Annotated in this window: 23 protein-coding genes and 1 tRNA gene; 2 read left to right on the plus strand and 22 right to left on the minus strand. The window is 64.0% G+C overall.

The annotated features are described in order from the left end of the window. Window position 1: 1 nt before the first annotated feature. Both QZM15_RS25800 and QZM15_RS25805 read right to left on the minus strand, forming a co-directional pair. The gene (locus QZM15_RS25800) at window positions 2-4645 is read right to left on the minus strand and encodes an RHS repeat-associated core domain-containing protein (RefSeq protein WP_302107506.1); all 4644 of its coding nucleotides are present in this window, start codon (window positions 4643-4645) and stop codon (window positions 2-4) included. A 53-nt stretch (window positions 4646-4698) separates the two neighbouring features. Beyond that, window positions 4699-7878: a type VI secretion system Vgr family protein gene (locus QZM15_RS25805; protein ID WP_302107507.1), complete on the minus strand. Its 3180-nt coding sequence runs from the start codon at window positions 7876-7878 to the stop codon at window positions 4699-4701. A 368-nt stretch (window positions 7879-8246) separates the two neighbouring features. Here QZM15_RS25805 and QZM15_RS25810 point away from each other — a divergent pair, with 368 nt between their 5' ends. After that, complete coding sequence (locus tag QZM15_RS25810) at window positions 8247-9047, plus strand: cystine ABC transporter substrate-binding protein (protein ID WP_059577205.1); 801 nt, start codon at window positions 8247-8249, stop codon at window positions 9045-9047. An 87-nt stretch (window positions 9048-9134) separates the two neighbouring features. Here QZM15_RS25810 and QZM15_RS25815 read toward each other — a convergent pair whose 3' ends face one another. The 9 genes from QZM15_RS25815 to QZM15_RS25855 form a co-directional block, all read right to left on the minus strand. Continuing rightward, window positions 9135-9338: a hypothetical protein gene (locus tag QZM15_RS25815; protein WP_302107508.1), complete on the minus strand. Its 204-nt coding sequence runs from the start codon at window positions 9336-9338 to the stop codon at window positions 9135-9137. A 479-nt stretch (window positions 9339-9817) separates the two neighbouring features. Continuing rightward, the gene (locus tag QZM15_RS25820) at window positions 9818-10945 is read right to left on the minus strand and encodes an acyltransferase (RefSeq protein ID WP_302107509.1); all 1128 of its coding nucleotides are present in this window, start codon (window positions 10943-10945) and stop codon (window positions 9818-9820) included. Window positions 10946-11144: 199 nt separating this feature from the next. After that, a tRNA-Thr gene (locus QZM15_RS25825) sits at window positions 11145-11220 on the minus strand. 18 nt (window positions 11221-11238) lie between these two features. Then, complete coding sequence (locus tag QZM15_RS25830) at window positions 11239-11760, minus strand: ClpXP protease specificity-enhancing factor (protein ID WP_059640166.1); 522 nt, start codon at window positions 11758-11760, stop codon at window positions 11239-11241. 70 nt (window positions 11761-11830) lie between these two features. Continuing rightward, window positions 11831-12442 carry a glutathione S-transferase N-terminal domain-containing protein gene (locus tag QZM15_RS25835; protein WP_006400565.1) on the minus strand — a complete coding sequence of 204 codons (612 nt, stop codon included), beginning with the start codon at window positions 12440-12442 and terminating at the stop codon, window positions 11831-11833. Between the two features lie 94 nt (window positions 12443-12536). Next, window positions 12537-13295: a cytochrome c1 gene (locus QZM15_RS25840; RefSeq protein ID WP_060009428.1), complete on the minus strand. Its 759-nt coding sequence runs from the start codon at window positions 13293-13295 to the stop codon at window positions 12537-12539. A gap of 21 nt (window positions 13296-13316) precedes the next feature. Beyond that, the gene (locus tag QZM15_RS25845; RefSeq protein ID WP_302107510.1) at window positions 13317-14699 is read right to left on the minus strand and encodes a cytochrome bc complex cytochrome b subunit; all 1383 of its coding nucleotides are present in this window, start codon (window positions 14697-14699) and stop codon (window positions 13317-13319) included. Beyond that, window positions 14699-15319, minus strand: a complete 621-nt coding sequence (petA, locus tag QZM15_RS25850; RefSeq protein ID WP_006491868.1) for a ubiquinol-cytochrome c reductase iron-sulfur subunit — start codon at window positions 15317-15319, stop codon at window positions 14699-14701. Before petA ends, QZM15_RS25845 begins: the two co-directional genes overlap by 1 nt. 218 nt (window positions 15320-15537) lie before the next feature. Next, a complete protein-coding gene (locus QZM15_RS25855; RefSeq protein WP_059577234.1) occupies window positions 15538-16284 on the minus strand; it encodes a Nif3-like dinuclear metal center hexameric protein in 747 nt (248 codons plus the stop codon). A gap of 21 nt (window positions 16285-16305) precedes the next feature. Between QZM15_RS25855 and QZM15_RS25860 the strand changes: the two genes are divergently transcribed. After that, window positions 16306-17511 (plus strand): S1C family serine protease, encoded by a 1206-nt coding sequence (locus QZM15_RS25860; protein WP_302107511.1) that lies wholly within the window; start codon window positions 16306-16308, stop codon window positions 17509-17511. A 193-nt stretch (window positions 17512-17704) separates the two neighbouring features. On the opposite strand, the gene tatC is transcribed toward QZM15_RS25860, so the two are convergent. From tatC to QZM15_RS25915, 11 genes are all read right to left on the minus strand, one after another. After that, complete coding sequence (gene tatC / locus QZM15_RS25865) at window positions 17705-18493, minus strand: twin-arginine translocase subunit TatC (RefSeq protein WP_059577240.1); 789 nt, start codon at window positions 18491-18493, stop codon at window positions 17705-17707. A 41-nt stretch (window positions 18494-18534) separates the two neighbouring features. Continuing rightward, window positions 18535-19074: a Sec-independent protein translocase protein TatB gene (tatB, locus tag QZM15_RS25870; RefSeq protein WP_059577243.1), complete on the minus strand. Its 540-nt coding sequence runs from the start codon at window positions 19072-19074 to the stop codon at window positions 18535-18537. A gap of 26 nt (window positions 19075-19100) precedes the next feature. Then, entirely contained in the window at window positions 19101-19331 is a 231-nt protein-coding gene (tatA, locus tag QZM15_RS25875) for a Sec-independent protein translocase subunit TatA (protein WP_006477115.1), read from the minus strand. A gap of 94 nt (window positions 19332-19425) precedes the next feature. Further along, window positions 19426-19791 (minus strand): histidine triad nucleotide-binding protein, encoded by a 366-nt coding sequence (locus tag QZM15_RS25880; RefSeq protein ID WP_302107512.1) that lies wholly within the window; start codon window positions 19789-19791, stop codon window positions 19426-19428. A gap of 29 nt (window positions 19792-19820) precedes the next feature. Further along, window positions 19821-20213, minus strand: coding sequence for a hypothetical protein (locus QZM15_RS25885; RefSeq protein WP_059236499.1), 393 nt, complete (start codon window positions 20211-20213; stop codon window positions 19821-19823). Window positions 20214-20283: 70 nt separating this feature from the next. Next, window positions 20284-20649, minus strand: a complete 366-nt coding sequence (locus tag QZM15_RS25890) for a phosphoribosyl-ATP diphosphatase (RefSeq protein WP_027783358.1) — start codon at window positions 20647-20649, stop codon at window positions 20284-20286. Further along, entirely contained in the window at window positions 20646-21062 is a 417-nt protein-coding gene (gene hisI, locus QZM15_RS25895; RefSeq protein ID WP_059577245.1) for a phosphoribosyl-AMP cyclohydrolase, read from the minus strand. The genes QZM15_RS25890 and hisI overlap by 4 nt, the downstream gene beginning before the upstream one ends. After that, window positions 21062-21835: an imidazole glycerol phosphate synthase subunit HisF gene (hisF, locus tag QZM15_RS25900; protein ID WP_039366643.1), complete on the minus strand. Its 774-nt coding sequence runs from the start codon at window positions 21833-21835 to the stop codon at window positions 21062-21064. Before hisF ends, hisI begins: the two co-directional genes overlap by 1 nt. Window positions 21836-21940: 105 nt before the next feature. After that, on the minus strand, window positions 21941-22696 hold the full coding sequence (gene hisA, locus QZM15_RS25905; RefSeq protein WP_059577248.1) for a 1-(5-phosphoribosyl)-5-[(5-phosphoribosylamino)methylideneamino]imidazole-4-carboxamide isomerase: 756 nt from the start codon (window positions 22694-22696) through the stop codon (window positions 21941-21943). Window positions 22697-22860: 164 nt separating this feature from the next. Continuing rightward, complete coding sequence (gene hisH, locus QZM15_RS25910; protein ID WP_059577249.1) at window positions 22861-23502, minus strand: imidazole glycerol phosphate synthase subunit HisH; 642 nt, start codon at window positions 23500-23502, stop codon at window positions 22861-22863. After that, on the minus strand, window positions 23499-24119 hold the full coding sequence (locus QZM15_RS25915; protein ID WP_060315496.1) for a MarC family protein: 621 nt from the start codon (window positions 24117-24119) through the stop codon (window positions 23499-23501). The genes hisH and QZM15_RS25915 overlap by 4 nt, the downstream gene beginning before the upstream one ends.

A 24119-nucleotide genomic window follows, 5' to 3' on the forward strand; every position in this document is an offset into this window, starting at 1 on the left:
ATTACCTAACCTTCATTTTGAAGCCACGCTGGGTAAGATACCTCGACTGGCCCAACGGTCCCGAGGGAACGTTCTCGCCACCAGCCCGCAATACATTAGCTACGTGGTCGACGCAACTATTCGACCTCTCATCATATTGACCTAATTCGCGGCCGATCTGTTTCTGCTGATATGCGATCGCGGCGTTCGCGTCGGGAAGTGGTACTTCCGTAGTATGCAAAACAGGATCGTTAACCATCAACCTTTCCCGCCTCTCGTTTACAACAGTCGTAGTCGTATCGCCTGTGATCACTTGATGCGTATGAACAGACGCAGTCGGGCCTTGGACTTCAACCGTATAGTGCCCCGTGCGGCTACCGGTATCATAGTGTCGGATCACTGCTTTTCCAGCGCATGGTGTGAGCCCAAGAGGATCGACCCATTGAATTGGATTCGCGGTATAGCCTAGCTCATTGATTCCGCCAGCCAAGCCGACAGGATCCTTCGATATGAACCGTCCAATGCCGGGATCGTAATATCGATGGCGGTTAAACGCGAGCCCCGTCTCGTCATCGCCCTGCTGCCCCTGAAACCTCAACGGATTCCTAGGCACGATCCCCGCCGCCTTCGACGCCCGCGCAATCACCTCCCGCGCTTCACCCCACGCCTTATATGACGCTTCCCAGACGACGTCGCCATCGTCGTCCGTTAGAAGCTGCGGCGTACCAATCTGATCGCAGTGGTAATAGAACACCGCCGCGTCACCCCGCCGCTCCGGCACCTTCTGCAGCGGATCCTCCTCCGGCACATAGCGGTCGGTGCTCTTCCACTCCGGCGTCGCGATCCCATCGACGGGCTCAGCCACATACTGCGCCAGCGGCACGAACGTCCCCGGCTCGTAGAGATAGTGCGTGCCGCGCTCGCCATCACTCTCGTACGCCAGCGTGTCACCGTCCCACCCGAACACCGTCCGCTCGCCGTTCACCTCCTTCGCGATACGTCGACCGAACGCATCATAGAAATACCGTGCCTGACTCTGCCGCGACGTCTCGGCAACCCGCGCGCGCAGCAAGCGATTGAACTCATCCCACTCGTATTCCTGCTCACCCGCCGGCGTACGCTTACGCACCAGATTCCCGCGCGCGTCGTACTCGAAGTGCATCCCCGCATACGCCTTCAGCAGGTTCCCGAGCACCTTCGGCACCTCGACAGGCAACGTGCTTTCCGGCCGCACCGGGCTCGGACGCGATGTCGGCGTCTCCGCAGTCCGCACCGGATCGATGATGTTGCTCGCCGGATCGAACGCGAACCGTTCCTTCGCGATGGGACTGATCGCCTCGATCAGCCGTCCGACCGGATCGTACCGATAGTCGGTCCCGCCCTTGCGGCTGTCCTCGATTCGCGACAACTGCCCCGCCGCGTCATAGCGATACCGCCGCTCGGCAAGCGGCGCAGGTGACGTCGATCGCTGGATCGTCTGCTGCAACACGCGGCCGGCCGGATCATAGTGCGTGCGCTGCCCAACCTTGCTCGACAACACGCGCACCGTCTCGCGATGAAGATCGTCACGCTCGAACTGCACGCGCTCCTCGCCATCGAGCAGCATTCCGTGCACATGCCCCGAGCCATACATCAACCAGTCGACCACATGCCCGTCCGGCCGAACGGTACGCCGCCGATTGCCGAGTTCGTCGTATTCGTGATGCCAAACGTAGCTGCGCCGGTCGCCGAACAGATCGTAGGCGTGATGTTCACGCACCAGATTGCCAACCGGATCGAAGAAGAACTGCACGCGGCTGTACCGGTTCGCCGCGTCGATCAACCTGCCGCTCCGATCGTAGGCAAACCGCTCCTCGCTTTCCCCCGCGGCGCGCTTCAGCAGCCGGCCGTTTGCATCGACTTCGACCGAAGTCACGCAACCCGCTTCATCGATCGAAACGAGACTGCCGCTCACGCTGTCGTACTGATAGCGCGTCGACTTGCCGTCGAAGCCCACTTCCTCGATCAGCCGTCCCGCAGGATCGTAGTGAAACTGGTACGTCGCAAAGTTCGCATCGGTCAGCGCGGACAAGCGGCCGAGACGGTCATAGCGATACGCAACCGTCTGCCCGAGCGCATCGGCGCGGCTCGCAATGCGCCCGGCCGCATCGTAGCCATATCGCGTCGAACGATCGAGTTGATCGGTATGCCGCAGCAAACGGCCTTCCGCGTCGTATTGGACCTGCTCGACACCGGCAGGCGAACGCACTTCCGTCGGTTGTCCGTTCAGGCCGTAACGATAGGCAACCACGCCTCCGGCCGCATCTTTCGTCTCGATCACACGCCCGATATCGTCGTACCGCCACTCCGTCGTCTTTCCGGAGCAGTCCGTATAGCGCGTGATCTGCCCGGCATCGTTGTACTCGAGTGTCTTCGAGCCGCCCTTCGCATCGGTGATCTGCGTCGGCAAACCCTTGTCGTTGTATTCGTACTTCGTGGAATGTTCGAGCGGATCGATTTCCTCGACGACGTTGCCCGCGTCGTCGTACTTGCGCTGCCATACATGACCATTCGGATCGACGAGCCGGATCATCTGATCCTTGTCGTCATACGCCATCTCGACAACGCTGCCGTCCGCCCGCTCGTGCCGAATCAGGTTACCGCGCGTGTCGTATTCGCGACGCTCGATGCTGCCGTCCTGCCGGATATGCAGCACCAGATTGTGATGGGCGTCGCGCCGGAACCACTCCTGGTTACCATCCGGATACACGATCCGATACACGTAGCCGTGGATGTTGAAGTAGTACCGCGTCATCTGACCGAGCGCGTCGGTCACGTAGGTCAGACGGATGTTCGGATTCCACGCGAGCCGGAGATCCAGACTGCCGTCGTCGGCGTATTCGCGAATGCATTTCGCGTCTGCGTTGTCTTGCGCGTCCGCGCCATCCCATTCGAGCGTCATCCCGCGGCCGGTTCGGTCAGTGTAACGCGTCACGAGGTGGCGGTGATATTGATACGTCCGCGCATTGCCATGACGATCGACCGCGCGCACGAGGTCCCCGTGCGCATCGTATTCGTAGCTCGCCAGCGTGCGACGCGCACCGTCCTTGAGCACATGCTCGATCTGCACGATACGGCCGTGCCTGTCGTGTTCGAACGCGAGCACATTGCCGCTCGCATCGATCAGGCGCGCAACGCGATCGAGCGCATCGTAGTCGAGCGTGATCGTGTTGCCGGCGCGGTCCTTCTGCATCGCAAGCCGGAACGCGTCGCCGCGGCGCTCGTACACATGCAGCACGTCATGGCCGTATGCGATCGTCACCCAGGTATCGTCGAGCCGCGACAGCGTCAGGTTCTCGGACAGATCGTCGTGCACCGCACCCGCCGCAAGCGCCGGGTACTCTATGCTGCGCCCTTCCGCATCGCGATAGATCCACTGATCGTTCTTGACGTCGATTCGCGTCGTATATGGCGTGATCCATCGTGCACCGAGTTCACCGTTGTCATAGGCTGACAGCCGGGAACGATAGGTACGCTCCCATACGACAGGCATGGCGCCCGGCAGGTCGAAATCCACGTGCGAAAACGTTTCGTCACCGAACGCGAAATCGATGGATGCGGGCGATGCCCCGACGCCGCAAGACTTGCACGCGCTCTTCCCTGGCCCTTCGGATGGTGCTTGTCCGTTGGTTTTCTCCAGCCCCTCCTGTCCGCGCGTCTTCTTCGCCTGGCTCGTCCCTGCCGCCTTGACGTCCGCACTCTGCTCATGGAGCTTCGCGCGTGCCTTGACGCGCGCGACAGCCTCGATCAGCTGCAAGACCAGCCACATCATCTTGCCTTCTTCGCTGCCGGCGAGCGAACGGATCGACTTCGCGATCTTCGGCGCCTCGGTCCGCAGGAACGTCACCGTGACGCGAAACGGCTCGAGCCATGCATCCGGCGCGAGCGTCGCCACGGTGCCCGCAGTCTTGTTGATGACCTTCTTTCCGAGCGCCTTGGTTCCTTCGTACGCGAATTGAATGCCGTCACCGACGCGGCTCGGGCTGTACCACGGCCGCTCGTCGGCCATCTTCTCTGCGAGTTGCTGCTGTCGCTTCAGATTCGCGTTGGCGTCGAAGAGCTGACCGTGCAGCGCCTTGTCCATGCCCGTCGCCAGCGCGAGCATGATTTCCTGGCATGTCGACGCGCATCCGTCGAGCAGTTCGACGAGGCCAGCCTTCAGCTTGTTCAGAAAATCCTCGATCTCGGTCGCACACGTCGCGTTGATATGCGTGACCAGCACGGAGATGATCGCCGCGCCGAGATTGTTGCGGGTCGCCAGCAATTCGTGACGAACGAGCGCGAGCAGCGGCCGCGCCGACATCCGGAACGGCGCGAGTGTCGGCGGAATCGGAATGATGCCGAGCAGGTTGATCGCGAGGCTCATGTAGTCGAGCACCTGACCGCCGCGCTTCTCGATGATTTCGGCGATATCGCCCAGCGCGTCGACCATCGCCATGATGTTGCCGATGATCGGTACCGCACCGGCAAACGTCTTCACATCCTCGAACGTGATGTGATTGCCGCTGATCCGGCGCAACCACGCATCGAAGCGGTTGCCGACCGCGGCGACATCCTTGGCGGAAACATCGCTGAGCCAGGTAACAGCCTGTTCCTTCTCAGCGCCCGGTGGGAGTTGTTGTGCCATGTCGTTCTTCGTTCAATTCGTTTTTTTCAAGACGGCTGACAAGCCGCGCTCTCTCAGGATTTCAACGGCCCGCCAAACCCGCTCGTCGGCAGCTTCATGCCCGTCGCGCCCGTGGCCAACGCCACGGTCGTGGCGCCCTTGCCCGCGATACCGGCGACGCCCGGCAATGCGCTCTGCAACGCGCCGGACGCCGCATTCGCCGCCGGCGCGGCCAGCGCGGCAAGCCCGCCCTGACGTGCGGCCTGAACCATCCCGGCCACCTGCTTCGCCGCACCGCTCAAGCTGGAGGCTGTCTGCAACGCCGACGCAACGCCGGCTCCGCCCAACGCGGTCGCAGCGGCCGGCAATGCGGCGCTCGCGAGCCCGCCGAGGGCCGCGCCCGCGCTGCCGCCACTCACCAGCCCCATCGCCGCCGTCGTCGCGGCCGGCGCCATCCCCTGCAACTGGCTCGCGAGCTGTCCGCTCGCCGCGGCCTGCGCGGCTTCCGGCGACGGTTGCACGGGCTCCGCCGGCCACTTCGCCTGCTTGAAATAGTTCCCTGGCTGATCCGACTCGCGCGGATCCTTCCCGAACTCGACGCGCACCGCGCCCGGCGGCAACCCGCTCACAACCGTATGACCGCTGTCGTCGAGCGCGCCTTTCTTTAGCACGGCTCCGTTCACGTCCTTCACAGTGAACAGTCCGCCTTTCACCGCCTCGCCGTTCACGTACTTGTGAAACAGTTCGAGCTGCCCCGGCTGATCCGGCCGGGGGCTCGGCAACGGATACCCCATGCTCGCCGGCCCCGCGAACGTGTGCGACGCCCCCTTCACATCGATCGCGCCCGGTGCATGGATCTCGATGTTGCCGTCCTTGATGCGGATATACCCGCCGCCGCTCGTCAGCAGAATCCCCTGATCGGCCGCGATCTCGATCCGGTCGGTGGCGGACACAACCTTCACCGCCTTCTGCGCGGTCACCTCGACGTTGTCCGACTGCGCCTGGATCTCGACCTTGCCCTTGCCCGCGAACAGCTTCATCCCCGCGTTCTGCACGAACAGGCTCAGCTTCTGCCCGATGCTCCCGATCAGCGACTTGCCCGCGGCCACGTGCACGCTCTGTCCGCTCGCCACGTTCACGTGATCGTTCGCGACCATGTGCAGCGACTGCTGCGTCGACATCCCGATGCCCGACGGGCTGCCGAACAGCATCACCGGCTCCTTGAACGCATTCGCACTGCCCGTGCCGCCGCCCGCCGTACGTCCACCGGACGCGTTGCCCGACTTGCTGTCCTGCGTCGCGTCGGTGAACGCGCGCATCGTTTCGTGCGCCTCCTTCAGGCTTTCCGCCTGATGCTGCTCGCTCACGCCCGACATCGCTTCGATCAGGCTCTCGCCCGTCACGAGCTGCTGCTGCGCTTCCTTCACGTCGAGCGGCTGGCTGTTCGCCGCCTTCGGATGGGTCGTCACGTACAAGCCCTGGCTCGCCCGCACCGCGCCGTACGCATCCGAGCGCAGGTCGAAGCCGCTACCGAGATACGACCCGCGCGCATTGCCGTTCTGGTCGATGATGTAGCCGAGATGCAGCAGGCTGTTCGCGCTGCTGCTCATCAGTTGCACGCGGTTCTGCCCGGTCGCGTCGTCCATCACGAGCTGGTTGTAGCCGCCGCCCGAATATTCTTTTGACCGATACCCGGACAGGATCCCGTCGGAATGCCACTGCGGCTGGTTCGCGCCGTTGTACACGCGCCCGACGGCCAGCGGCCGGTCGCAGTCGCCGCCGACGTAATCGATCAGCACTTCTTCGCCGATGCGCGGCACGTGCACGCCGCCGTAGCCGCCGCCGGTATCCGACTGCACGACGCGCACCCAGCACGACGCGTTCTCGTTACCCGGGTTCAGGCGGTCCCACACGAACTGCACGCGGATCCGGTTCAGCTCGTCGGTATAGACTTCCTCGCCCTGCGGCCCGACGACGATCGCCGTCTCGAGATGCATCTTCGGCTTCTCGTGTTCGAACGGGCTGCGATACGGCACGCTCACGCGCTGTGCTTCGACCTCGACGAGATAGAAGCCGACCGAGCCGTCGTCATGCGGCACGCGAAACGCGGGGTCGGCGCCATAGCCGTCCTGCGCCTGCGTCAATGCTTCGCGCAGGCTGTACGGGAAATCGGCGCTGCTGCTGGCAACGGGCAGGTTGTTCTCGATCCACCATTCGACGCCGATCGCCGCGAATTCGCGCTGGTCGGCCGGATCGCGATCGTGTTCGGGATGGTCCGCCAGCGTGAAGCGCCGGCCAGCATCCATTGCACGCACGCCGCCCGCGCCGTGGAAGCGCTTCGCCTCCGACTCCCACTGCTCCATCCGGATCTTCGTCAGATGATCGCCGCGCGTCTGATCCAGATACGTGTACGCACCGGTGTATTCGTACACTTCGAGCTGGTCGGGCAATTCGCCCTGGCCGGCCATCGTCGGCAGCGACGTGCCTTTCGGATTCGACGGTTGAGACGGATTCTTGTAGTCGAACGTGCGTGTCGTTCGGGTCACGCTCTGCAGCGTGCGCGTGCCGGACCATTGCGTGAGCGCGTCAGTTTCGCTCGCCGCGCCGCCGTGATAGAAGCGCACGGCCTGCGGCGACAGCGGCGCGAACGCCTGCAAGTTGTCGGTGATCACGAGCGTATGCGACTTGCCGTCGTCGGCCTGCTGCCACGTGGTGTAAAGGCCTTCGCTCTCCATCAGCCGGTGCACGAAATGCCAGTCGGTATCGTGCTGACGCGTGTACGAACGGCTCGGCAGCGGCTTCGACAGCGCAAAGCGGAAATGGCCCTTCGCCTGCGGATGCTGGTCCAGCACGTCGCTGATGATCTGGTCGACGGTCGTATCGTTCCAGATCCGCTGGTCCCGACGGAACTTCAGGAAATGGGTGAAATCGGCGAACGTCAGCTGATAGGTCGTGAGCCCGCCGTCGGCGCCCAGGCGACGCGCGGTGTGCACGTAGCCATTCACCGGCCGGTAGCTGCGATCGCCTTGCTGAATCCATAACGTGACCGGCTGCGCGATCAGTTTTTTGAGTTCCAGATCGCTGTCGGTCGACAGCACGTCGAGCGTGAACTCGTACGCGCGCCCGATGCGTGAGCGGCCGACTGCCCGCTGTACGGTCAGGACGTTGCTCCCCAATGGCGTCTCGAGCTTCAGCAACCGGTCCTGCTGAAGCAACCCGCCGCGCAATGCGGCGATCGTGTTCTGCATGTTCATGGCTACGGCCTTTTCTTCTTTTGACGCGCCCTCGGATGGCGCGCTGAGCAGTTTCGCTCGCGCGATTTTACAGACAAATTACGGCCCGAATCGGAAAAATGACCTGATTTAAAAGAGTATTTTTAAGTGGATCCAGAATGCCCGCGGCGAACGGTTCGACCAGGCAGTCGCCGTGCACAGCCCATGCCGTCGCGCTGGATTGCCGCCTTCAATCCGCTGAAATCGATTGCAATCAGGGCCAATTCGACTTCCGGTGCGGCGCGGTTGCGAGTAGTGTCTACGTGGCCCGTATTGCGGCCCATCAAGGCCACCCAGCGCCCGGTGCCCGTCGCTCACCACAACACCCTACTGACCACTGGAGATCCGCGATGAAACGTTCGAAGTTCCTGCTGTCGGGCCTGCTGCTCGCGTCGGCCCTCGGCTTCACGGCCGTCGCCGCGCACGCGGAAGACCTGCTCGATTCCGTGAAGAAAGCCGGCGTGCTGCGCGTCGGCCTCGAAGGCACGTATCCGCCGTTCAACTCGCGCGGCACGTCCGGCCAGCTCGAGGGTTTCGACGTCGACGTCGCGAACGCGGTCGCCGGCAAGCTCGGCGTGAAGACGCAATTCATTCCGACCGAATGGAGCGGCATCATCGCGGGCCTGCAGGCCGGCAAGTTCGACGTGATCGTCAACCAGGTCACGATCACGCCGCAGCGCAAGGAAGCGCTCGACTTCAGCCAGCCGTACACGTACTCGGCCGCGCAGCTGATCCAGCGCAAGGACGACACGCGCAACTTCAAGTCGCTCGAGGATTTCAAGGGCAAGAAGCTCGGCGTGACGCTCGGCACCAACTACGACCAGATGGCGCGCAGCGTGCCGGGCATCGAGGTACAGACGTATCCGGGCGCGCCGGAGAAACTGCGCGACCTCGCCGCGGGGCGGATCGAAGCGACGCTCGACGACCGGTTGATGCTGCCGTACATGATCAAGACGTCGAACCTGCCGCTGCGCTCGGGGGCGGTGCTGAACGGCGGCAAGCAGGAGATGGCGATCCCGTTCCGCAAGGGCAACCCGAAGTTCGAGAAGGCGATCAACGACGCGCTCGATTCGCTGCGCAAGGACGGCACGCTGAAGAAGATCTCGATGCACTGGTTCGGCAGCGACGTGACGGTGCCGGTGGCGCAGTAAGCGGTTCGGCGCGCGTTCAATGCGTCACGTTTTCGCTGCGGCGAAGGCGTGACGCGCGGTTGCAGCCTTCCCCCTTTGCCTTTTCCGTCAGGCCGCGTCGTCGAAACGGGCGAGCAGCATCTGGCCGATCGGCGTCAGCGCCGGGCGCGCCGCTACCTCGTTCACGCGTAGCTGCGTGTCGTCGACCAGCCGCTTTTCGACGAGCACGGCAAAGGCCGGGTTCGCGAGATCGACACTGTCGGGCGCACGCGCAATGCGCAGCAGCATCGAGAATTCGTGCGGGCTCAGCATGGTTCGTGTCTCCTGATCGTCCGCGATGCAGTTCGATCGGCGTCGATCGCGTTTTCGAATGGAATGGATGCGAGGCGGAAGCCAATGCGCTGGCGGGAGCGAGATCCCGGGTGAGCCTGCGCGACGCGGGCACGGCGTCGGATGCGGTCACGCGCGCTCGGCTCGTGAAAGTGCTGCCGCGATGGGAATGTGCAACGTTAGAGGTGCGGCGTGACGCGGGCGTGACAGGAAAAAGGGGTAACGCCGGCGCTCATTAGCATTATTGAAAACATATGGATATGTGACTCTGCCGACAGGTTCCCGCTGACGAAAGACAAGCTGCCTCGCGATTCGACAAGGCGCGCGAGTTAGCCGGCATCGACAAGGCAAAGTTTCAGTTCCGCGACCTTCGCGTGCGGCGTAACGCACAAGCCGGTCGACGAAGGGCTCGAAGCAGGGTAGCGCCTGGCGGGCCACAGCGGGCCAGGTACGACGGCGCCCTACGTACGGGGCGCGCGGCCGGTAAAGCCGTCGCGTTGATTGCCTTGTTGCTGGCGGCGACACGTCGGCAGCTTCGGTGCGCGGCGCTGCAATGCATCGAGCATGCGCAACAGGCCGCTCTTCAGCGGCCCCGCAGCCGGCTTCTCGACTATGACGTGCACCAGCAGCGCAGCCCCGATCGCCAGAACGACTACCGACCAGAACACCACGACCTGGTTCACAACCGTGCCGACCGTGTTGAAAACCATGTAGCCGACATTCTGATGGATCAGGTACAGGGGGTAACTGACTGCGCCGAACCAGGCCCACCGCGGGCTGGCGAGCATCGGCATGCGACGCAGTGCCAGCGCCAGCATTACCACGAAGAAAGAAGTCATCACGGCCGCCACGACCGATGGGCTCAGTGTGTACTCGAAGTGGCCGCTGGAATACGACAGGAGCTGGAATTCGTGATGGAGCGACAGCATCCAGGCCGCGCAAACGAGCACGAGGCGCGACCAAGACAGGCCATGTGCACGAATGAGGAAGCACGCGGCGCCGGCAATGAAGAAGCCAGCATAGTCCGTCACGAGAAAGCCCTCGAGCTTGATGAACGGAAATAGGTCCACGAGCACGGTGGCGACGAGCCACACAAACAGCCAGCGCTCGGCGCGATGGATCTGGCCGACGATGAGCAGAATGCCGACCAGGCGATAGAACCGTAGCTCCGCGCCGAGCGACCAGTACGCACCATCGATCGGATCGGCGCCGAAGCCGCCGCCGAGCGTGACCATGTTCACGAGGTATTGCGGCCACGTCGCGGCGAAGCGTTCTCCGCCGATGGCGAGTATCACGAGGAAGGTGGTCGTGCAGCAGACCCAGAAGGCGGGCAGCAAGCGAGACGCCCGTGACGCGATGAAGCGCTTGATGCTTCCGTCGCTCGCCGTCATCAGGATCACGAAACCGCTGATCATGAAAAACAGGTGCACGCCCAGGAACCCGTACTGCGCGACCGGCTCGAGCGCCGGATAGTGCATGGTCGTCAGGTCGTCGGCGGCGTAGCCTCGAAATGCGTAGTGAAAGAACACAACGGCAATGGCGGCGATGAAGCGGAGAACATCAAGCTCGGGAATTCGGGAAAACTTCACGATCGATTCTTGTTGGATTTTTCGTTGTGGACTGCGCCGGCCGGGCGGCAGTTTGACCTCGCACGATGGTCTATTCGTGCGCGCTCGCCATTATGGACGAGCTGGTCTTAGAGCGCCGTCTAGCGTCTTTTGGAAACGTGACGGGTGCTTTGGAAACGCGAAGGGGCTACGCAAACATCGCGTAACCCCTTGTCAGATATGGTGCCGGCTGCAGGACTCGAACCCGCCACCTGATGATTACAAATCAACTGCTCTACCAGATGAGCTAAGCCGGCGTAGCGCGAGATTCTACCTCATTTCACGATCTTGAGGCGAGGTCTGCTCCCGCCTTTCGAGCCGTCGCCGTCGGTTTTCGGCGGTTCGTCGGCGCCTTCGGACGGTTCCTCGTTCGCGCCGCTGTCGGCGACGGGCGCCAACGGCGATACGGACTCGTCACGCGGCGCATCATCGGCCGACGCGGCGTCATCGTCGAACGCGCCCGAATCCTCGCCTTCGCCTGCGACCGCATCGACCTGGAACGCCATGCCCTGCCCGTTCTCGCGCGCATAGATCGCGAGCACGTTTGCAACCGGAATCTCGATCTTGTGCGCCTTCCCGGAGAACCGGGCCGTGAACTCGATCCACTCGTTGCCCATCTGCAACTGGCTCGTCGCCTCGAAGCTGATGTTGAGCACGATCTCGCCGTCACGCACGAACTGACGCGGCACGCGCGTCGAGTTGTCGACCCTCACCGCGATATGCGGCGTGTAACCGTTATCGGTGCACCACTCGTACAACGCGCGCAGCAGATACGGCTTCGTTGAAATCTCTTGCATCACAATCCTCGAACCCGGAGCGGACGCGCGGCACACCGCGCCACCGCTCCGTCATGCCTTCATTGCAACATTAGCGACGCATGACCTTTTCGGACGGCGTCAGTGCTTCGATGTAGGCCGGACGGCTGAAGATCCGTTCGGCGTACTTCATCAGCGGCGCGGCGTTCTTCGACAGCTCGATGCCGTAGTGATCCAGGCGCCACAGCAGCGGCGCGATCGCGACGTCGAGCATCGAGAACTCTTCGCCGAGCATGTACTTGTTCTTCACGAAGATCGGCGCGAGCTGCGTCAGGCGATCGCGGATCGCGAGGCGTGCCTTTTCGTGGTTCTTCTCCGCCGCCTTGCCCTTCTCGTTCTCGAGCGTGCTGACGTGAACGAACAGTTCCTTCTCGAAGTTGAGCAGGAACAGGCGCGCGCGGGCGCGCTGCACCGGGTCGGCCGGCATCAGTTGCGGATGCGGGAAGCGCTCGTCGATGTACTCGTTGATGATGTTCGATTCGTACAGGATCAGGTCGCGCTCGACGAGGATCGGCACCTGACCGTACGGGTTCATCACCGAAATGTCTTCCGGCTTGTTGAACAGGTCGACGTCGCGGATTTCGAAGTCCATGCCCTTCTCGAACAGCACCAGCCGGCAACGCTGGGAGAACGGGCAAGTTGTGCCGGAATACAGAACCATCATATTTGCGTTTCCTCAAAAAAGCCGAGGGCCGGCACGCGGCGCAACCCCTTTCACGGGTTCCGCCTTGCGCCGGCCCCACGCCGGTCAGGCGTGTTTACTTGATATCTTTCCAGTACGCGGCATTCAGCCGCCAGGCCAGGAAAGTCAGGACACCGAGAAAGATCAGCACCCACACGCCAAGGCGCTTGCGGGTCTGCTGGGCCGGCTCGGACATCCATGTCATATAGGCCACCAGGTCGGCCACCGCAGCGTCATAGTCGGGCGACGAGAGCGTGCCCGGCGTGACCTGCTGGAAGCCGACGAGCACGTGGGCCTTCTCGCCCGTCTCCTCGTCCGTCTTGTCTTCGAATTTGGCTACGCGCTGCCCCTGCAACTGCCACAACACATGGGGCATGCCAACGTTCTCGAACACCGCGTTGTTCCAGCCGGTCGGCCGCGTATCGTCGCGGTAGAAGCTGCGCAGATACGTGTACAGCCAGTCGCGGCCGCGCGCACGCTCCTCGACCGACAGGTCGGGCGGCGTGGTGCCGAGCCAGTTCTTCGCGTCGTCGGGCCGCATCGCGACGGACATCGTGTTCCCGACCTTGTCGGTCGTGAACAGGAGATTCTTTTCGATCTCCTTCTGGGATATGCCCAGATCCGTCAGACGGTTGTAGCGCATCAGGTTCGCGCTGTGGCAGTTCAGGCAATAGTTTACAAACAATTGCGCGCCGTGCTGAAGCGAAACGAGATTTTCCGTGTTATCGGGCGCCCGGTCGAGCGGAAAATTACCCTCCGCCCGCACGGCCGGCGCCGCCAGCAGCGCACACGCGGTCGCCCCGATTAGCGCGAGTGTCGAAAGCAGTTTCTTCATGTCGTTCTCTCCTCGCTCACGTTAATGGGGCTTGAAGCGCACCCGTTCCGGCGGCTGCTTGAACGTGCCAAGCGGCGTCCAGACGGGCATGCCGAGGAAGAACGCGAAATAGATCAACGCACAGGCCTGCGCGATCAGCGTCGCCGCCGGCGATGGCGGCCGCGTGCCGAGGAACGCGAGGGTCAGGAACGCCGCGACGAAGATCCCGAGGAACACCTTGTGGAACAGCGGCCGGTAGCGGATCGACTTCACCGGGCTGCGGTCGAGCCACGGCAGGAAGAACAGCGTGATCACCGCCGCGCCCATCACGACGACGCCCCAGAACTTCGATTCCGTCAGGTACATGAACACGACGATCGCGGCGGCCAGCACCGGCAGCCCGATCTTCCACTTGCCGCGCGCGCGGATCAGCGCGAGCACGCCGAGCAGCGCGATCACGATCATCAGCACGATCTTGAACGGGTCGGTGGTCGCGCGCAGCATCGCGTAGAACGCGGTGAAGTACCAGACCGGCGCGATCTCCGGCGGCGTCTGCAGCGGGTTCGCCGGGACGAAGTTGTTCGCCTCGAGGAAGTAGCCGCCCATCTCCGGCGAAAAGAACACGATCAGCGCGAACACCATCAGGAACACGCACACGCCGAGGAAATCGTGCACCGAGTAGTACGGGTGGAACGGGATGCCGTCGAGCGGGATGCCGTTCTCGTCCTTCTTCGCCTTGATCTCGATGCCGTCCGGGTTGTTCGACCCGACTTCGTGCAGCGCAACCAGGTGCGCGACGACGAGGCCGACCAGCACGAGCGGGATCGCGATCACGTGGAACGCGAAGAAGCGGTTCAGCGTGACGTCGGACACGACGTAGTCGCCGCGAATCCACAGCGACAGGTCCGGGCCGACGAACGGAATCGCCGAGAACAGGTTCACGATCACCTGCGCGCCCCAGAACGACATCTGGCCCCACGGCAGCAGGTAGCCGAAGAATGCCTCGGCCATCAGGCACAGGAAGATCGCGCAGCCGAAGATCCAGACGAGCTCGCGCGGCTTGCGGTACGAGCCGTACAGCAGCCCGCGGAACATGTGCAGGTACACGACCACGAAGAACATCGATGCACCGGTGGAGTGCATGTAGCGGATCAGCCAGCCCCACGGCACCTCGCGCATGATGTACTCGACCGACGCGAACGCGAGCATCGAGTCGGGCTTGTAGTTCATCGTCAGGAAGATGCCCGTGACGATCTGGTTGACGAGCACGAGCAGCGCGAGGGAGCCGAAGAAGTACCAGAAGTTGAAGTTCTTCGGCGCGTAGTACTCGGATACGTGCTTCTTCCAGGTGGACGTGAACGGGAAGCGCTGGTCGATCCAGCCGGTGAAACCTGTCGTGGAGACTTCGTTGTTGTCGGCGGCCATCACGCTTCTCCTTTCTCGTCCTTGCCGATCACGAGGGTCGTCGCCGACGTGAACATGTAGGGCGGGATGTCGAGATTCTGAGGCGCCGGCTTGTTCTTGAACACGCGGCCGGCGAGGTCGTAGGTCGAACCATGGCACGGGCACAGGAAACCGCCCGGCCAGTCGTCCGGCAGGTTCGGCTGCGGACCCGGCGTGAAGCGTTGGCTAGGCGTGCAGCCGAGGTGCGTACACACGGCCATCACGACGAGAATGTTCTTGCGATCGGCCCGCGACCGATATTCGTTCGCGCAATACGCGGGCAACGGCATCGAATACGGGGATTTCGTGGCCGGATCGGCCACTTCCTTGTCGGCCTTGACGACGTCGGCCAGCATCGAATCGGTGCGATTCAGGATCCAGACGGGTTTGCCGCGCCACGGCACGGTGACCATTTCGCCCGGCTTCAGACCGCTGATGTCGACCTCGACCGGCGCACCGGCTGCTTTTGCTTTCGCGGACGGCGCAAGCGACGCCGCGAAAGGTATGACGGTGGCGACGCCTCCTACGCCACCTGCTACGGATGTCGCAATCAGCCAGGTACGGCGGCCGCTGTCGACGCGTTTCTCTTCCTTGTCTCGCATCACACGCCCCACTTCTGAGTTGGATTTTCCGTCACGACTTTCCATTCCGCCGCTAGTTTGCTCGAATGGAGTCGTCATTTACAAGGCCCGGAGATGAAAATCCCTTCGAAGTGTTTGATAGTTAAGGGTTATCCCCCACTATCGGAGCAATTAAATCATTTCGCTTTTAAGCGGATGCTACATTGCGGAATTTCGATGCACCGCCGCAAATCCGGCGCTCAGACCGGATTATGAATATCGATAAAAAGGTGTTCGAGATCGAATTCCTCGGACAAGTGGCGCCCCAGCGCCTGAATTCCGTAGCGTTCGGTCGCATGGTGCCCCGCCGCAACGAACGCGACACCGCTTTCCGCCGCCGCGTGCGTGGTCGACTCGGATACCTCGCCGGTCAGGAACACGTCCGCCCCGGCGTCGATCGCCGCATCGAAATAGCTCTGCGCGGCGCCCGTGCACCACGCGATGCGGCGCAACTGCGTGTCCGGATCGCCGAGCACGAGCGGCGTGCGGCCGAGCGTGTGCTCGACCTTCGCGACGAAGTGCTCGAGCGTGACGGGCATCGGCAGCGTCGCCATCCAGCCGAGATCGCCTTCGCCGAAACGTTGCTCGCCGATCAGCCCGAGCTTCTCGCCGAGCTGCGCGTTGTTGCCGAATTCGGGGTGCGCGTCGAGCGGCAGGTGAAACGCGAACAGGTTCAGGTCGTTCGCGAGCAGCAGTTTCAGGCGCTGATACTTGCGGCCGGTGATCTGCGGCGCCTCGTTGCGCCAGAAATAGCCGTGATGGACGAGCACGGCATCCGCGCCCCATTCGAGGGCGGCTTCGAGGAGCGCGACCGACGCCGTCACGCCGGTGGCGATCTTCTCGATCTTGCGGCGCCCCTCGACCTGCAGGCCGTTGGGGCAATAGTCCTTGAAGCGCGCGGTTTCAAGGGTATTGTTCAAGTACAATTCGAGTTCGATCCGATCCATATAAACCTCTAATCCATTCAGATGCTTAGACGCTTCTGGCTGTTCTTCGCGCAGGCGGTGACCGTACTGCTCGCGCTGATGTTCATCGTCGTGACGCTCAAGCCGCAATGGCTGCAACGGCAAGGACAGCTCGGCAAGCAGCTCGCCACGCCGATCGTCGCGCTGCGCGAAGTCGCACCGGGCATCGGCGGCGCACCGGCAACCACGTCGTATGCCGAAGCCGCGCAGAAGGCGATGCCGGCCGTCGTCAACGTGTTCTCCAGCAAGGACGGCTCGCTGCCGCCCGACCCGCGCGCGAAGGATCCGCTGTTCCGTTACTTCTTCGGCGACCGCAACGCCCGCAAGCAGCAGGACGAGCCGGCCGCCAACCTCGGCTCGGGCGTCATCGTGAGCCCTGAAGGTTACATTCTAACGAACCAGCACGTCGTGGACGGCGCCGACCAGATCGAAGTCGCGCTCGCCGACGGCCGCACGGCCACCGCGAAGGTGATCGGCAGCGATCCCGAAACCGATCTCGCGGTGCTGAAGATCAACATGACGAACCTGCCGACGATCACGCTCGGGCGCTCCGACCAGTCGCGCGTCGGCGACGTCGTGCTCGCGATCGGCAACCCGTTCGGCGTCGGCCAGACGGTCACGATGGGCATCATCAGCGCACTCGGCCGCAACCACCTCGGCATCAACACGTTCGAGAACTTCATCCAGACCGACGCGCCGATCAACCCCGGCAACTCCGGCGGCGCGCTGGTCGACGTGAACGGCAACCTGCTCGGCATCAACACGGCGATCTATTCGCGCTCCGGCGGCTCGCTCGGCATCGGTTTCGCGATTCCGGTCTCGACCGCGCGCACGGTGCTCGAAAGCATCATCACGACGGGCTCGGTCACGCGCGGCTGGATCGGCGTCGAGCCGCAGGACGTCACGCCGGAAATCGCCGAGTCGTTCGGGCTCCAGCAGAAATCGGGCGCGATCGTCGCGGGCGTGCTGCAGGGCGGCCCGGCCGACAAGGCCGGCATCCGGCCGGGCGACATCCTGGTGAACGTCAACGGCGAGGACATCACCGACACGACGAAGCTGCTGAACGTCGTCGCGCAGATCAAGCCGGGCACGCCCACCAAGGTGCACGTCGTGCGCAAGGGCAAGCAGTTCGACGTGAACGTCGTGATCGGCAAGCGCCCGCCGCCGCCGAAACAGGCACTCGACGAGCAGGACAGCGACAGCGAATGACGGTCGGCGGGCGGCACGCCGCCTGCCGGTCATGACGCGATGCGGAATTGAAAAAGGGCAGCCGGCCGGCTGCCCTTTCACCTTGCTTCAAACGATGCCTGGCCGGGAAGATGGCTATGCCACGCACCGGCCGGCGGCCAACCGCGGTACCGGGCCCACGCCGACCTGGCCGCAGCGCCACGCGGCGGCGCGGTCAACTCGCGGCTTCGCCGTTGCCTGCCTCGCCCTCTTCCACCGGCTTCTTCGGTACGAAGAACCGCGCGGCCAGCAGCCCGATCTCGAACAGCACGATAAGCGGCAGCGCAAGCATCAGTTGCGAGAACACGTCCGGCGGCGTGACGACCGCCGCGACCACGAATGCGCCGACGATCACGTACGGCCGCATCTCCTTCAGCTTCTTCAGGGACAGCACGCCCATCCGGACGAGCAGCACGACGACGATCGGCACCTCGAACGTGACCCCGAACGCGATGAACATCCCCAGCACGAAGCTCAGGTAGTTGTCGATGTCGGTCGTCATCTCGGCGCCGAGCGGCGCGTTGTAGTGCGCCATCACCCGGAAGATCGTCGGAAACACGAGGAAGTACGCGAACGCCATCCCGCACAGGAACAGGAAGTAGCTGCTGCCGACGAGCGGCGCGACGAGCTTCTTCTCGTGCTGGTACAGCCCGGGCGCGACGAACGCCCAGATCTGGTACAGCACGATCGGCAGCGCGATCACGAGCGCGACGAGCATCGTGACCTTCATCGGCACGAAGAACGAGCCGGTGACGTCGGTGACGATCATCTTGCCGTCTTTCGGCAGGTTGTCCATCAGCGGCCGCGCGAGCAGCTTGAAGATGTCCGGCGCCCAGTAGACGAGCCCGACGAACACGACGATCACGGCCAGCCCCGCGCGAATGATGCGATCGCGAAGCTCGACGAGATGGGAAATGAAGGTTTCTTCCGGGGCGTCGCCCGGGTTCTGCTGGGGGTCGCTCACACCGGCCCTCGGTAGGATTGACGAGCGAGCATGCGCTCGACTCAGAAGAAGCGCGTCGGCCGGCGCAGGCTGGCCGGCTGGTGGCGCGCGACACGCGCGGCGCCCGACTGCACGTGCGTGCGGCGGGTGGTCGCGCGCTTGTACCAGACAGGTGTCGCCGCCTGCTTGATGCGCCAGTTGCGACGCTTCGGCGCAAGCGCGGTCGAACTGCCTCGCCACGACGGCGCCGCAGGCGTGTCGGAACCCGCGGAACCGACGGAACCGGCGTCGCCGGACGCCCCGTCAAGACCGCCGACCGCGGAATGCCACGTGTCGTTCAGTTCCTTCTCGTGCTCGCGCAGGTTGTCGTGAATCGTCGTCTCGACGTTGCGCGCGGCCGATTCGAAATCGGTCTTCATCGTCCGCAGCGCGTCGAGTTCGATTTCGCGCGAGACCTCGGCCTTCACGTCGTTGATGTACCGCTGCGCGCGGCCGAACAGCGCGCCTGCCGTACGCGCGACGCGCGGCAGGCGCTCGGGGCCGAGCACCACGAGCGCGACGACGCCGATCAGCGCCATCTTCGAAAGACCGAGATCCAGCATCGAGAATGCCTGTCAGCGTGCCGGCGTTACGCCTTGTTCGAATCGGAACGCGTCGTTTCCTTCGCGTTGACGTCGACCGCGCCCGAACGCGGCAGCTGCTGCGCATCCGCCGGCGTTTCGCCTTCCTTCATGCCGTCCTTGAAACCCTTGACGGCGCTGCCGAGGTCGTTGCCGATGTTGCGCAGCTTCTTCGTCCCGAAAACCAGCGCGACGATCAGCAGCACGATCAGCCAGTGCCAAATGCTCAATCCACCCATGATGAAACCTCTCCTCAACCACGCCGCCATGCGGCGCAAATCGCCGGCGACGCGCCGGCTTCGACTATCGGATGCGGGGAAACGCCCCGCGTCGTCAACCCATTCGCTGCCACGGGCGCGGGCCGGCCAGGATATGCGCGTGCAGGTGGTAGACCTCCTGCCCGCCGCCCGGGCCCGTGTTGATCACCGTGCGAAAACCCGTTTCGCCGCCCGTATACGCGACGCCGAGCTGGTCGGCCAGACGCGCGACGAGCAGCATCAGCCGGCCGAGCATCGGCGCATCGGCCTCACCTGCCGCCGACAGCGTCGGCAGGTGCCGGCGCGGAATCACGAGCACGTGCGTGTCGGCCGCCGGGCGGATGTCGCAGAACGCGACGAATTCGTCGTCCTCGTGCACCTTCGTGCTCGGGATCTCGCCTGCAGCGATCTTGCAGAACAGGCAATTCGGATCGTGACTCATGTTGCTCCTGCAAACGCCCGCCCGGCCGGTCAGAACCACGCCTGCGGATCGAGCGTCTTGTTGTCGTTCAGGTACAGCCAACCCTTGATGATACGGTACAGCGTCCAGATCCATGTGACAAACATCACCGCGAATCCGATCACCACGAAGGCCAGCGCGAACCCGATCACGTACGCGATCAGCGCGCGCCAGAACGTGCGGATCTGCCACTCGAAGTGATCGGCGTACGGCGTGCCGGCCACATCGCCGCGCTTCACGTAGTTGATGATGATCGCAATGATGCCCGTCACGCCGCCCGTCAGCCAGTGAAATGCATAGAGGCCGTAGAGCACGTGCGTGAGCGTGCGCAGCCCGTTCAGGCGTTCGGCATCCGCTGCGCCCGGCACCGCCGGCGTCGGAAACTGGTTCGACGTATCGTTCATGATGCTACCCCCGTTGGATGACAATTCTTACAGCTTACCGCACTGTTGCCACCGCGGCGGGGCCTGCCCGTCACCCGCCGTTTTCCTCGCGCTCGCGACGCTTGCGCAGCGCTTTTTCCTCGATACCCGACAAGCCTTCGCGGCGCTCGAGTTCGGCGATCACGTCGGCCGGGCTCAGGTCGAAATGCGACAGCATCACGAGGCAGTGGAACCACAGGTCGGCCACCTCGCCGACGAGCGCGCCCGGCGCGCCGCCCTGGCGCACGTCCTTCGCGGCGAGCACGACTTCCGTCGCCTCTTCGCCGATTTTCTTCAGCACCGCGTCGTCGCCCTTGTGGAACAGGCGCGACACGTACGATTGATCGGGATCGCCGCCCTTGCGGCTATCGATCACGGCCGCGAGGCGCAGCAGCGTGTCTTCGGTCGATTGCGTCATTTGTAGATGTGTTCGGGGTCTTTCAGCACCGGCTCGACCGCGACCCAGTCGCCGCTGTCCACCGTACCTTCGAATTTCTGGAAGAAGCACGAATGCCGGCCGGTGTGGCACGCGATGCCCGACACCTGCTCGACCTTCAGCAGCACGACGTCCTCGTCGCAGTCGAGCCGCACCTCATGCACGTGCTGCACGTGGCCCGACTCCTCGCCCTTGAACCACAGGCGCTTGCGCGAACGCGAATAGTAGACCGCGCGCCGGGTCTCGACCGTCTTCGCGAGCGCCTCGCGGTTCATCCACGCGAACATCAGCACGTCGTTCGTCGACGCTTCCTGCGCGATCACCGGCACGAGGCCGTTGTCGTCCCAGCGGACCTTGTCGAGCCACGCGGGCAGGGATTTCGTTTCGGTATTCATCACAGCCTCACCGGGATGCCCTGATCGGCCATGAAGCGCTTCGCCTCGCCGACCGTGTGCTCGCCGTAGTGGAAGATGCTCGCGGCCAGCACCGCGTCGGCGCGGCCGTCCTTGATGCCGTCCGCGAGATCCTGCAGGCAGCCGACGCCGCCCGATGCGATCACCGGCACCGGCACCGCGTCCGACACGCCGCGCGTGAGCGCGAGGTCGAAGCCCGACTTCGTGCCGTCGCGGTCCATGCTCGTGAGCAGGATCTCGCCCGCGCCGAGCTCGGCCATCTTGCGCGCCCATTCGATCGCGTCGAGGCCCGTGTTCTTGCGGCCGCCGTGCGTGAACACTTCCCAGCGCGGCGTCTCGCCGTCGGCCGACACGCGCTTCGCGTCGATCGCGACGACGATGCACTGCGAGCCGTACTTGTCGGCCGCGTCGCGCACGAGCTGCGGATTCGCGACCGCCGACGAGTTCATGCTGACCTTGTCCGCGCCCGCGTTCAGCAGGCGCCGCACGTCCTCGACGGCGCGCACGCCGCCGCCGACGGTCAGCGGAATGAATACCTGCGACGCGACGGCTTCGATGATCGGCAGGATCAGGTCGCGCTGGTCGGAGGTCGCGGTGATGTCGAGGAAGGTGAGTTCGTCGGCACCCTGGTCGTCGTAGCGGCGGGCGATTTCGACGGGGTCGCCGGCGTCGCGCAGCTCGACGAAGTTGACGCCCTTGACGACACGCCCGGCGGTCACGTCCAGGCAGGGGATGATGCGTTTAGCTAGAGCCATGATGTTGCGCCAAATGCCGCGCTGGGACGGCCGGTTACGGAAGCCTCGCGCGAGGCTTCCGGCGGGGCTGCCCGCGGGCAGCCCCGGCGAACGGGACGACCGCGGTTACGCGTTGTCGAGTTCGCCGTTCAGTTCGTCCGCGCGCTTTTGCGCGGCCGCGAAATCGAGATCGCCGGAGTAGATCGCCCGGCCGCAGATCACGCCTTCGACGCCGTGCTCTTCCACTTCGCACAGGCTCTCGATGTCCGTGAGGTTCGACAGGCCGCCGCTCGCGATCACCGGGATGCCGACCGCCTGCGCGAGCTTCACGGTCGCGTCGATGTTGATGCCCTGCAGCATCCCGTCGCGGCCGATGTCCGTGTAGACGATCGATTCGACGCCGTAGTCCTCGAACTTCTTCGCGAGATCGATCACCTCGTGGCCCGTCAGCTTGCTCCAGCCGTCGGTCGCGACCTTGCCGTCCTTCGCGTCCAGCCCGACGATGATGTTGCCGGAGAACGCGGTGCACGCGTCCTGCAGGAAGCCCGGATTCTTCACGGCCGCGGTGCCGATGATCACGTAGGACAGGCCGGCGTCGAGATACTTCTCGATCGTCTCGAGGCTGCGGATGCCGCCGCCGAGCTGTACGGGGATTTCGTCGCCGACTTCGTCGAGGATCGCTTCGATCGCGTCGAGATTCTTCGGCTTGCCGGCGAATGCGCCGTTCAGGTCGACGAGATGGAGCCGCCGTGCGCCGAGGTCGACCCACTTGCGGGCCATCGCCGCCGGGTCCTCGGAGAAAATCGTGGCCTGGTCCATATCGCCCTGTTTCAGGCGCACACACTGACCGTCTTTGAGATCGATGGCCGGAATCAGCAACATAGCAATCGGGTGTCGTCGTGGAAAATGAAAAGAATCCGGCGCGTACCGGCCAAACCGGTGCCGCGCCGTCTCGCTAGTTTAGTACAACTCTTTCGGCGCTTAAGCGAGCGTGCCACGTGCGACAGGCCGTTCGGCCAGGTCGACTGTGGCTCGCGCACCACGTTTTACGGTTTCCAGTGCACGAAGTTGCGATACAGACGCAACCCGACCTCCGCGCTTTTCTCCGGGTGAAATTGGGTCGCGAAGAGGTTGTCCCGCGCGACCGCGGACGTAAACGGCGCGCCGTAAGCCGTTTCGCCTACCGTGTGCGCCGGGTTGTCCGGCGTCACGTAGTAGCTGTGCACGAAGTAGAAATACGCGTCGTCGGGCACGCCGTCCCACAGCGGGTGCGGCTGCGCCTGGCGCACGCGGTTCCAGCCCATCTGCGGCACCTTGAAGCGCGAGCCGTCGTCCTGCAGCCGGCCGTCCAGCTCGAAACGCACGACCTTGCCGGGCAACAGGCCCAGGCCCTTCGTGTCGCCTTCCGCGCTCCAGTCGAACAGCATCTGCTCGCCGACGCACACGCCGAGCAGCGGCTTCGTGCGCGATGCATCGATCACCGCTTCCTGCAGTCCCGATTCGCCGAGGCAACGCATGCAGTCGGGCATCGCACCCTGGCCGGGCAGCACGACGCGGTCGGCCGCGCGAATCGCGGCCGGCGTGTCGACGATCGCCACGTCGGCGGCCGGTTCGGCCTTCTTGAGCGCCTGCGCGACCGAGCGCAGGTTGCCCATCCCATAATCCACAATCGCAATCGAAGTTTTCATCTCAGTGCAGGCAGTAGCGCCCTCAGTCCATCGACGATGAATTCCACCGCCAGCGCCGACAGCATCAGACCCATCAGCCGCGTGGCGATGTTGATGCCGGTGCGGCCGATCCAGGTCGCGATCGGCTCGGCAAGCCGCATCGCGACGAAACACAGAACAGCCAGGACCGCGCCGATCGCGACCAGCCCGGCCCGCTCATACCAGTGATGCGCGTTCGCCGCATAGATGATCACCGTGCTGATCGAGCCGGGGCCCGTGAGCAGCGGAATCGCCAGCGGCACGACCGCGATGTTGTCCTTCAGCTCGGCTTCGTGGCGCTCCTCCGGCGTGGATCGCGTGTTGCCGATCTGCGCGTTCAGCATGTTGATCGCCATCAGCAGCATGATGATCCCGCCGCCCACCTCGAGCGACCCGACCGAAATGCCGAAGAAGTTGATGATCTGCTGCCCGAGCAGCGCGGTCACCGTCATCACGCAGAACACCGACACCGATGCGATCCGGATCGTGCGCCGCCGCTCGCCGTCCGTCTGCTGCGCCGTCAGGCTCAGGAAGAACGGCACCGCGCCGACCGGATTGATCAGCGCGAGCAGCGAAATGAACGATTTGAGCAGATCCAT

The organism is Burkholderia sp. AU44665, assembly GCF_030504405.1.
Taxonomy (GTDB): Bacteria; Pseudomonadota; Gammaproteobacteria; order Burkholderiales; family Burkholderiaceae; genus Burkholderia; species Burkholderia semiarida.

What these genes read in the sequence shown, in the direction of transcription:
- QZM15_RS25800 (WP_302107506.1), bottom strand. Translation starts at nt 4,645, where the DNA reads ATGGCACAACAACTCCCACCGGGCGCTGAGAAGGAACAGGCTGTTACC.
- QZM15_RS25805 (WP_302107507.1), bottom strand. Translation starts at nt 7,878, where the DNA reads ATGAACATGCAGAACACGATCGCCGCATTGCGCGGCGGGTTGCTTCAG.
- QZM15_RS25810 (WP_059577205.1), top strand. Translation starts at nt 8,247, where the DNA reads ATGAAACGTTCGAAGTTCCTGCTGTCGGGCCTGCTGCTCGCGTCGGCC.
- QZM15_RS25815 (WP_302107508.1), bottom strand. Translation starts at nt 9,338, where the DNA reads ATGCTGAGCCCGCACGAATTCTCGATGCTGCTGCGCATTGCGCGTGCG.
- QZM15_RS25830 (WP_059640166.1), bottom strand. Translation starts at nt 11,760, where the DNA reads ATGCAAGAGATTTCAACGAAGCCGTATCTGCTGCGCGCGTTGTACGAG.
- QZM15_RS25835 (WP_006400565.1), bottom strand. Translation starts at nt 12,442, where the DNA reads ATGATGGTTCTGTATTCCGGCACAACTTGCCCGTTCTCCCAGCGTTGC.
- QZM15_RS25840 (WP_060009428.1), bottom strand. Translation starts at nt 13,295, where the DNA reads ATGAAGAAACTGCTTTCGACACTCGCGCTAATCGGGGCGACCGCGTGT.
- QZM15_RS25845 (WP_302107510.1), bottom strand. Translation starts at nt 14,699, where the DNA reads ATGGCCGCCGACAACAACGAAGTCTCCACGACAGGTTTCACCGGCTGG.
- petA (WP_006491868.1), bottom strand. Translation starts at nt 15,319, where the DNA reads ATGCGAGACAAGGAAGAGAAACGCGTCGACAGCGGCCGCCGTACCTGG.
- QZM15_RS25855 (WP_059577234.1), bottom strand. Translation starts at nt 16,284, where the DNA reads ATGGATCGGATCGAACTCGAATTGTACTTGAACAATACCCTTGAAACC.
- QZM15_RS25860 (WP_302107511.1), top strand. Translation starts at nt 16,306, where the DNA reads ATGCTTAGACGCTTCTGGCTGTTCTTCGCGCAGGCGGTGACCGTACTG.
- tatB (WP_059577243.1), bottom strand. Translation starts at nt 19,074, where the DNA reads ATGCTGGATCTCGGTCTTTCGAAGATGGCGCTGATCGGCGTCGTCGCG.
- tatA (WP_006477115.1), bottom strand. Translation starts at nt 19,331, where the DNA reads ATGGGTGGATTGAGCATTTGGCACTGGCTGATCGTGCTGCTGATCGTC.
- QZM15_RS25880 (WP_302107512.1), bottom strand. Translation starts at nt 19,791, where the DNA reads ATGAGTCACGATCCGAATTGCCTGTTCTGCAAGATCGCTGCAGGCGAG.
- QZM15_RS25885 (WP_059236499.1), bottom strand. Translation starts at nt 20,213, where the DNA reads ATGAACGATACGTCGAACCAGTTTCCGACGCCGGCGGTGCCGGGCGCA.
- QZM15_RS25890 (WP_027783358.1), bottom strand. Translation starts at nt 20,649, where the DNA reads ATGACGCAATCGACCGAAGACACGCTGCTGCGCCTCGCGGCCGTGATC.
- hisI (WP_059577245.1), bottom strand. Translation starts at nt 21,062, where the DNA reads ATGAATACCGAAACGAAATCCCTGCCCGCGTGGCTCGACAAGGTCCGC.
- hisF (WP_039366643.1), bottom strand. Translation starts at nt 21,835, where the DNA reads ATGGCTCTAGCTAAACGCATCATCCCCTGCCTGGACGTGACCGCCGGG.
- hisA (WP_059577248.1), bottom strand. Translation starts at nt 22,696, where the DNA reads ATGTTGCTGATTCCGGCCATCGATCTCAAAGACGGTCAGTGTGTGCGC.
- hisH (WP_059577249.1), bottom strand. Translation starts at nt 23,502, where the DNA reads ATGAAAACTTCGATTGCGATTGTGGATTATGGGATGGGCAACCTGCGC.
- QZM15_RS25915 (WP_060315496.1), bottom strand. Translation starts at nt 24,119, where the DNA reads ATGGATCTGCTCAAATCGTTCATTTCGCTGCTCGCGCTGATCAATCCG.